Below are 954 nucleotides of genomic sequence, written 5' to 3' on the forward strand. Positions count from 1 at the left end.
TAGGTCGTAGCCGTCAGACACGTTTTTAAAATTAAGCTTGCCATTGTTGAGATTGCTAATTGCACCGTTTAGGTTATTCTTAGCCTCCTCTAAGTTAGACTGCACGGCGTTCTTTGCGTCTTGCACTTGAGTCTTGTCAGCTTTAGAGCTAGATAAACCGTTAACTTGTTCGATTACACTATAGAGCTTAGAGGCCGTCCAGTCATCATCAAACAGGTTAATTGTGTATGTGCCATCGCTGTTGCGAGTAGCGCTCCACGTCTTGTCCTGCAAATATCCGTTGTTGTCCAGCATCTGCTTGCGGAATTTGAGCTTGCTTAGATCAGCATTTTTGATCTTGCCCTCCATATCAACTTCCCAGCTATTAAGCTCGGCACGGGTCACATAGCCGATTTCGTTAACGGTCATGTTAATATTGGCCGCGTCTGAGATAGTAAAGTCCAGTTGTGCAGAGATCACTTGGGTTGATCGCTGATCAAGTGATCCGGCTGCTAAGATTTCATGATCTTTTGTTGTAGGCAAAATGGCAATTAAAACTTCCTTGCCTTGTGCAAGAACGTTATCGTGATCATTAGGATCTACTGTATCAATACGTCCATACCAGCCGATGGAGCTAAACTCGATATCGTCTGGCACATTTTTATTATCAAAATCCGCAGTAACGGCAAAATGGTTATCTACGACTGGCGTCAATTGCACGGTGCCTTCCTTTAGGTCATCGCTAAGGCCGGTCAAATTTGAGATTGCTTCGTTGTCAAGCATTTTGCCTTGACCGTCAACCATCTTTTGACTTGATAGGGTCACACGCGTGTAGTGCAGTACGTGGTTACTTGCCACTGATTGCAAAAAGGCGTGACGACCGTCATTGGTCAAGACAGCTTTAGGCCAGAATTTAGGCTTGAACCCTGTAGGCTTGTCTTGTTCGTCTGCCATAATTTGGCTCCTTTCTGTGTG

The 954-nt window shown here is 44.9% G+C and carries 1 protein-coding gene; it reads right to left on the bottom strand.

The window, feature by feature from the left end; genetic code table 11:
- The coding region (locus EJK17_RS11320) for a hypothetical protein (protein WP_127796441.1) at nucleotides 1–933 on the bottom strand (933 nt) is incomplete at its 3' end.
- Nucleotides 934–954 lie beyond the last annotated feature (21 nt).

It is taken from the genome of Lactobacillus xujianguonis, assembly GCF_004009905.1.
Lineage (GTDB): Bacteria > Bacillota > Bacilli > Lactobacillales > Lactobacillaceae > Lactobacillus > Lactobacillus xujianguonis.